This window comes from Flavobacterium sp. (genome assembly GCF_046296355.1).
Lineage (GTDB): Bacteria > Bacteroidota > Bacteroidia > Flavobacteriales > Flavobacteriaceae > Flavobacterium.
Window position 1 is genome coordinate 1 of record NZ_JBKBLM010000046.1, and the last position, 7,949, is coordinate 7,949.

Annotated in this window: 9 protein-coding genes; 7 read left to right on the forward strand and 2 right to left on the reverse strand. The window is 39.1% G+C overall.

Features of this window, described 5'->3' with window-relative positions; all coding sequences use genetic code 11:
- From ACK4HO_RS12420 to ACK4HO_RS12430, 3 genes are all read left to right on the forward strand, one after another.
- Positions 1 to 930: helicase HerA-like domain-containing protein (locus ACK4HO_RS12420; RefSeq protein WP_409666261.1), on the forward strand; the 930-nt coding region annotated here is incomplete at its 5' end.
- A gap of 7 nt (positions 931 to 937) precedes the next feature.
- Positions 938 to 1,387, forward strand: coding sequence for a YybH family protein (locus tag ACK4HO_RS12425; protein WP_409666263.1), 450 nt, complete (start codon positions 938 to 940; stop codon positions 1,385 to 1,387).
- 57 nt (positions 1,388 to 1,444) lie between these two features.
- Positions 1,445 to 1,810, forward strand: coding sequence for a cupin domain-containing protein (locus ACK4HO_RS12430; RefSeq protein ID WP_409666274.1), 366 nt, complete (start codon positions 1,445 to 1,447; stop codon positions 1,808 to 1,810).
- A 102-nt stretch (positions 1,811 to 1,912) separates the two neighbouring features.
- On the opposite strand, the gene ACK4HO_RS12435 is transcribed toward ACK4HO_RS12430, so the two are convergent.
- The gene (locus ACK4HO_RS12435) at positions 1,913 to 3,253 is read right to left on the reverse strand and encodes an FAD-dependent oxidoreductase (protein WP_409666265.1); all 1,341 of its coding nucleotides are present in this window, start codon (positions 3,251 to 3,253) and stop codon (positions 1,913 to 1,915) included.
- Between the two features lie 146 nt (positions 3,254 to 3,399).
- On the opposite strand from ACK4HO_RS12435, the gene ACK4HO_RS12440 reads away from it, so the two are divergent.
- Genes ACK4HO_RS12440 through ACK4HO_RS12455 form a run of 4 tightly spaced genes read left to right on the forward strand, consistent with a single transcriptional unit; the run spans position 3,400 to position 6,993 of the window.
- On the forward strand, positions 3,400 to 4,047 hold the full coding sequence (locus ACK4HO_RS12440; RefSeq protein WP_409666266.1) for a flavin reductase family protein: 648 nt from the start codon (positions 3,400 to 3,402) through the stop codon (positions 4,045 to 4,047).
- Positions 4,037 to 4,180 carry a DUF2256 domain-containing protein gene (locus ACK4HO_RS12445; RefSeq protein WP_409666267.1) on the forward strand — a complete coding sequence of 48 codons (144 nt, stop codon included), beginning with the start codon at positions 4,037 to 4,039 and terminating at the stop codon, positions 4,178 to 4,180. Before ACK4HO_RS12440 ends, ACK4HO_RS12445 begins: the two co-directional genes overlap by 11 nt.
- Positions 4,153 to 5,460 carry a DASH family cryptochrome gene (locus ACK4HO_RS12450; RefSeq protein WP_409666269.1) on the forward strand — a complete coding sequence of 436 codons (1,308 nt, stop codon included), beginning with the start codon at positions 4,153 to 4,155 and terminating at the stop codon, positions 5,458 to 5,460. Before ACK4HO_RS12445 ends, ACK4HO_RS12450 begins: the two co-directional genes overlap by 28 nt.
- Positions 5,461 to 6,993, forward strand: a complete 1,533-nt coding sequence (locus tag ACK4HO_RS12455) for a cryptochrome/photolyase family protein (protein WP_409666271.1) — start codon at positions 5,461 to 5,463, stop codon at positions 6,991 to 6,993. It abuts the gene before it with no gap.
- Here ACK4HO_RS12455 and ACK4HO_RS12460 read toward each other — a convergent pair.
- Positions 6,990 to 7,949 (reverse strand): penicillin acylase family protein (locus ACK4HO_RS12460; protein WP_409666273.1); only part of this gene is annotated, 960 nt, incomplete at its 5' end. The genes ACK4HO_RS12455 and ACK4HO_RS12460 overlap by 4 nt on opposite strands.

Sequence of the window (7,949 nt, forward strand, 5' to 3'; positions counted from 1 at the left end):
AAAATATCAACCTCAACTACCGGAATTATTCTCCGTAAGATTATTGAACTGGAACAACAAGGCGGCGATATTTTCTTTGGCGAAATGTCATTCGAAATTGACGATTTAATGCGCATTGACGAAAACGGAAAAGGCTACATCAACATTATTCGCCTAACCGATATTCAAGACAAACCCAAATTATTCTCGACCTTCATGTTGAGTTTATTGGCAGAAATCTACCAACAAATGCCCGAAAAAGGCGATGCCGACCAACCGGAATTAATCATTTTTATAGACGAAGCGCATTTGATTTTTAACGAAGCCAGCGATGCGTTGTTAAACCAAATTGAAACCATCATCAAGTTGATTCGTTCCAAAGGGATTGGCGTTTATTTTGTAACCCAAAACCCAATGGATGTTCCGGCGAGTGTTTTGGCCCAATTGGGATTGAAAATCCAACACGCCTTGAGAGCATTTACAGCCAATGATAGACAAGCCATCAAGCAAACTGCCGAAAATTATCCACTGTCTGATTATTACAAAACCGATGAAGTATTGACTTCGCTTGGAATTGGGGAAGCTTTTGTTACGGCTTTAAACGAAAAAGGAGTTCCAACACCATTAGCTGCCACCATGATGCGAGCACCGATGAGTAGAATGGATGTTTTGACCGAGAGTGAAATAGAACAAATTAACGCCAAATCGAAATTGGTTAGAAAATACAACGAAGAAATTGACCGCGAAAGCGCTTATGAAATGCTGACCAAAAAAATTGAGGAAGCCAACCAACAAGCCGAAGCGGAACAAGAAACCCAACAAGAAGAAAAAAGAAAAAGCAACGAACCGAGCACAGCCGAAGTGATTGGAAAATCAGTAACCAAAGTCGTGACGAGCGCATCTTTTATTCGTGGCGTATTTGGTGTATTGAACAAGCTTTTCAGAAAATAACTTTACCATGAAAAAAATCGCCTTAACTCTTGTTACAGTTGCCTTTTTAAGTTGTAATAAAAAGGAAGCTATCACCAAACTAGATTTGGAACCCATCAAAAAAGAAGTTCTCAAAGCCGAAGAAGACTTTAAAAACATGGCGCAAACCAAAGGCATACCCGAAGCCTTTTACACTTTCGCCGACAGCAATGCTGTCATCAAACGCGAAAACGATACGCTGATTATAGGCAAAGAAAATATCAAATTGTATTACAGCGACCAAAAATACCAATCGGCTAAAGTGACTTGGACACCCAATCATGTTGACGTTTCCAATGACGGAACTATGGGTTATACTTATGGCGATTACGTTTGGTCTATCAAAGATTTTCAGGGAAAAGAACGAGAATTCAAAGGCGTTTTTCACACCGTTTGGAAAAAACAAAGTGACGGAAGTTGGAAATATACTTGGGATTAAAACTGACTACAAATGAAGAAACCGAAGGTTCACAAACACCAAAAAAAATATAAAACAGTGAGTAAATATTTTATCCAAAAAGCGCCTTTTGTAGTGCCAACTACAGACGGCAAACTCATCGAAGAACACCACGGTAATGCAACAACAAATAACGCAGAAATCTCAATTGCACACATGATTGCACCGCCCAAATGGAGCGAGCCTTTTCAAACGCCTGAGTTTGACGAATACACTTATATCATTTCAGGAAAAAAGCAATTTATCATTGATGGAGAAACCGTGATACTAGAAGCCGGACAATCGATAAAAATTGAAAAAAATACGCGTGTGCAATATTCGAATCCGTTTGACGAACCTTGTGAATACATTGCGATTTGCCAACCGGCTTTTGATTTTAACAAAGTGCATCGGGAAGCAGAATAACCCTAGCCCGGATAGGAACGGCATCCTTTTACACCTGTCAGGTTTTTAAAACCTGACAGGTGTAAAAGATATAGTGGATAGCCGGATAAAGCTCCTAAAAATCTATTTCAATAAATCAATGATTTTGTTTTCGACCGCTTCGCTATTCCAAATGGCTTCTATATTCGGCATTTGCATTACTTCTTCCATGATTTTGTTTTGGAAATCACCAATGGCTAAGGCCTCGGAATAAGGTTGTAAACTAAACGTCACCCGACTGTACAACGGCATCCACTTATCGGGATGTTTGTCGGAGAACCATTTTTCGATTTTCTTTTGCAACAAAAATTTTTCATCGGCGGTTTTGGTACTCATTTCGATAAAGTTTCGGAGCGATAATTCGGCTATTGCATCAGCATTAGGTTTGCGCGATTTTTGGTATTCGCAGAAAATGGTTTTCCAATCATCACCATATTTAGAAATCATCTCACTTAGGATTGTGATGTCTTCAAAACCGGCATTCATTCCGTGACCGTAAAAAGGAACAATCGCATGAGAAGCATCGCCAATCAAGGCTACTTTGTCTTCAAACGTCCATGGATAACACTTCATAATCGCCAAATAACTGGTTGGATTTTTAAAGAAATCGCGAACCAAATCCGGAATTACAGCAGCCGTATCTGGGAAATAGTTGGCAAAGAAATCTACTAAAGACGCTTCGTCTTTTAATTGCTCAAAAGAATTTTCGCCTTCAAACGGCATGAACAACGTACAGGTAAAACTACCGTCTAAATTGGCTAAAGCCATCAGCATAAAATTGCCGCGTGGCCAAATATGTAAAGAGTTTTTATCAATCTTATGTGTTCCGTCAGCGTTGGCCGGAATGTGTAATTCTTTGTAGCCTAACTTCATGAACTCTTGCGAGTAATCAAACATGCTTTGGCGTTGCATTCTGTGCCGAATTCTCGAAAAAGCACCATCGGCTCCAAACACTTTATCGTATTGTAATTCTGTCCACTCACCGCTTTCGGTTTCCCCAATGTGAAGTGTTGCTGTGGCTAAAGTCACGTCCCAAATTTTGTGCTCAAAGAAAAACGCCACGCCTTCCGCTTCTGCTAAATCAATCATTCTTCTATTTAGAATACCGCGGGAAAGTGAAAAAATAGCCTCGCCGTCTTTGCCGTAATATTGGTAATTGAGTTTGCCGTCTTTTAAGTGAATGGCTCTTTTATCGACCGGAATTCCAATCTTTCTGATTTCATCATCCAAGCCTACATCTTCCATGGCTTTCCAACCGCGATTAGACATTACCAAATTAATGGAACGTCCTGAAAATTCAACCGTTCTGATATCAGGACTTCTGTCGTAAACGTGAACTATGTGTCCTTGTCTTTTGAGATAAATTGCCAGTAAAGTTCCGACTAAACCCGAACCAACCACCGCAATTTTTTGAGGATTTTGCATTGAAATCTTGAAAAAAAGTTAGGCAAAATTACTGAAATATTACTGAAGTAAAACGACTGAAGTCTATTTATTTGGTCAAAATCATAATTTTTGTTTAATTATTTTTTATTTAAGTTAAACAAATCTTACCTTTGAAAGAAAAAAGCATGAAAAAAATTACCCGTTCCGAATGGGATTCGCTATCAAAAGTACACCGACTCAACTTGATAAACAGTTGCACCGGATACAAATCGGCTAACTTAATCGGTACCAAGTCTGAATCCGGTATTACAAACCTTGCTGTTTTTTCAAGTGTTACGCATTTGGGAAGCAATCCGGCTATGTTAGGTTTTATTCTTCGACCGAATGTTGTTGCGCGTAACACTTATGAAAACCTAAAATCGAATGGCTATTTCACCGTGAACCACATTGCCCAAAATATGATTGCCCAAGCACATCAAACCTCTGCCAGTTACAATGCGGAGGAATCTGAATTTGAAATAGTAAATCTAACCGAAGAATACCTTTCTGAAATTGACGTGCCGTTTGTTAAAGAAAGTCCGGTGAAGTTGCTTTGCAAATACCTCAACGAATATGAAATCAAAGAAAACAACACCATTCATGTCATAGCTTCCATTGTAGAAATTTATTTCAAAGAAGAAATCTTGCACGAGGATTATTGGTTGCAATTGGACAAAGCCGATGTCGTCACCGTAAATGGTTTAGACGGCTATTGTTTGCCCCAAATCTTAGACCGATTTGATTATGCTCGTCCGCATTTAAAAACCAAATCCATCCTAAAAAATGGCACATAAAAAAGTAAACTTACCCGAGAAAATCTGTAAAACTTGCGGATTGCCTTTTGCTTGGCGCAAAAAGTGGGAGAAGAATTGGAACGAAGTTAATTATTGTAGCGAAAAATGCAGAAGAAACAAAAAACAGGATTAGTTTGGTTTAGAAATGACTTGCGCGTGAATGACAATCACAGCTTATTTCAAGCCATCAAAGAAAACAATCAAGTTATTGCCGTTTACTGTTTTGACCCAAGACAGTTTGCCGAAACCACTTATGGTTTTAGAAAAACAGCGCAATTCAGAGCCAAGTTTTTGATAGAAACTATTGAGGAACTCAGCGATAATTTGGAGAAAAAAAACATTAGCTTTTTGGTATTTCACAATACGCCGGAACAAGTGATTCCCGATTTGGTGAACCAATACACTATCGACAACATTTACCTTCAAAAGGAATGGACAGCAGAAGAAATGGCTGTAAATGATGCGGTGCGATTGCAGATTCCAACTGTAAAATGGCACGAATGTTATGACCAATTTTTATTCCATCCCGAAGATATCCCTTATACCGATTTCAAAAAAATCCCGGAAGTTTTTACTGAGTTTCGAAAACAATGCGAGAAAACGGTTTCGGTCAGAAGTTGTGCCCAAATTAAAGCATTGCCGGAAAGTAATACCATTGCAAATGACACTTTTATTCCAACCTTACAAGATTTAGGTTTTGAAGATTTTGAAACATCGCCCAAGACTGCTTTCCCGTTTCAAGGTGGCGAAAACCAAGCGTTGTTGCGCATAGCGGAATACTTTTGGGACACCAAAAAATTATCCGTTTATAAGAAAACGCGCAACGGCTTAATCGGCAAAGATTACAGTTCCAAACTCTCGGCTTGGTTGGCCAACGGCAGTATTTCGGCACGAACCATTTATTGGGAAGTGAAAAGTTATGAAAAAGAAATCGGCGCGAATGAAGATACATATTGGCTAATTTTTGAATTGATTTGGCGCGATTATTTCAAATACATTTCCCTCAAACACGGCAATAAAATTTTCCAACTCAAAGGCATTTTGAACAAAACCTACGATTGGAAATTCAACAACAAAGCCTTTCAGCAATGGACGAACGGGCAAACCAAAGAACCATTTGTAAACGCCAGCATGATTGAACTCCAACAAACCGGTTGGATGAGCAATCGCGGAAGGCAAAACGTGGCGAGTTATTGGGCCAAAGAATGGGAACAGGATTGGCGAATTGCCGCCGCTTATTTTGAAAGCATGCTAATCGATTACGACGTGCATTCCAATTATGGAAACTGGATTTACAATTCGGGCGTAGGCAATGATCCGCGCGACCGAAAATTCAACATCAAACGCCAAGCAGAAATGTATGATGCCAATGGTGCGTTTCAAAAACTTTGGCTCCAAACCACTTTATTTTAAATGAAAACACTTCGGCTAATTCTCGGTGACCAATTAAACTTGAATCATTCTTGGTTTCAAACCAAAGATGAGTCCGTAATCTATTTGATGGCAGAAGTGCGTCAGGAAACGGATTATGTGAAACATCACATTCAAAAAGTCACGGCTTTCTTTTTGGCGATGCGACATTTTGCCGAAACGTTACAAACGCAAGGACATCAAGTTCGGTATTACAAAATTTCGGCCGAAGACAATTCGCAGGATTTTGAAAAGTTAATTCAAAAAGAAATCGCCCTATATTCCATCACTCATTTCGAATACCAATTGCCGGATGAATATCGCCTTGACGAACAATTGAAAGCCATTTGCAGTAAATTAGACATAACTAGTCGAGTCATTGACACCGAACATTTTTACACGCAAAGAGAAGAACTAACCCAATTTTTCCAAGGCAAAAAACAACTGTTGATGGAAAGTTTTTACCGAATGATGCGTAAGAAACACCAAGTAATGATGGTAGGCGAACAACCTTTTGGGAATCAGTGGAATTTTGACCACTACAATCGCAAGAAATACAAAGGCGAAGTTGTGGTGCCCAAAGCGAAGCAGTTTCCAAAAAACATCGTCCGAATATTAGAGGAAATCCAACAAGCCGGCGTTAGTACTTTTGGTAATATTGATCCAGACCATTTTGGCTGGCCTATTTCCCGAGAAGAATGTTTGGAATTACTCGATTATTTCTGTCACAACTTACTCCAGCATTTCGGGACTTATGAAGATGCTATGCACACCCAAGAAAAGCAATTGTTTCACTCGCGTTTGTCATTTGCCATGAACAGTAAAATGCTTTCTCCAAAAGAAGTGATTGATACTGTTGTAGCGCATTATCATCAAAATCAAGAATCGATAACATTGGCACAAGTCGAAGGTTTTGTGCGGCAAATTATTGGTTGGCGCGAATATGTGAGAGGGATTTATTGGAAAGAGATGCCCGACTATGCCCAAATGAATGTATTGGAAAATAACGAACCTTTACCTGATTTTTATTGGACCGGAAAAACCAAAATGCATTGCATGAGTCAGGCGATAAATCAAAGTTTGGATGATGCTTATGCCCATCATATTCAGCGGTTGATGATTATTGGCAATTTTTCTTTGCTCACCCAACGCCATCCCGATGCCGTTGACGCTTGGTATCTTGGTGTTTATATCGATGCGATTGAATGGGTTGAATTGCCCAATACTCGAGGCATGAGTCAGTATGCCGATGGCGGAATTTTGGCTACCAAACCTTATGTTTCTTCGGGCAGTTATATCAACAAAATGAGTAACTATTGTGAGTCGTGTCCTTACAACGTTAAAGACAAACTGGGAGAAAATGCCTGTCCGTTCAACAGTTTGTATTGGAATTTTTTAGACGATAAAAAACAGTATTTCAAAAATAACCAACGCATGGCGATGATGCTGAACTTATTAAACAAAATACCGGCTGAAGAGCTTTATCGAATCAAAGAAAAAGCCGCGCACATTATTCAAAATCCCAATTTATATTAAGATTTTAGTTTGAAAATTAGTTTAGTCGATGTGGCTTCGATTTCTTTTTTATTCAGTTTCATTTTTCTGAATTTACCGTTGACAAACATCTCTGATTGGTCACTGTAATGCTTGCTCATCGGATTTCCTGATTGTCCTGTTGGTAAAACGCTTAAACTGTTTTCAATATCTGAAAAGTCGATGATACGTCGCGTTGACGGTCCGCCTTTAACCGGAATAACGGCATCATCGGTGTAAATAAACAATTGGTTATTGATGACTTCATTGGTTCCTGAAATCGGGAATGCGCCCACATTAAAAAACTTGCTGAACAGTTTCACTTTGCCAATCGGATGTTGGAAAGTTACTTGGTGCACTTTGCTCCATTGCCATTGCGAGACATCTTTGCCCAATTGATTTTCTAAAGACGCTATGGTTTCTTTAAACGACTTCGTTAGAATTTCCGATTGGGTTTCTTTTTTGTCTTTCGTATTGCTATTGTCCCACCAAGGCGAATTGGCGTTCTGGGTTTGGGCTTCAATCATTTGTTTGACGATGTGAGTGCTCAATAACAGTTTGAAATTCTCTTCTCCGAATTCATCTTCTAAAGTCGATTTCAAATAAAAATATAGCCATTTATTAAAAAGCGTTGGCGCAATGTCATTCAGCTCATGCGTGGCTTTCCAGTCTTTTAAAATGTTTAACGCTTGCTTTTCATTGGCACTGAAATTAGTGCTATTTAAAGGTTTGGTCATATTTCCAACGATTGTTTGAGCTGTAGCCGAAGTGTTATCGACTATCATTTTAGAGACATCTTCTTTGGTCCAATCGTTTTTTGGATTGAGTAAACCATCAATTCTCATGGCTCTGTCTTTAGGCAAATAATAGCCCGGATACAAATAGCCGTCGATTGGTGTTGGTTGGTTATTAGAACTGTACACATAATGCCATGGTGGATTTATTGCCTGCGGATTTTT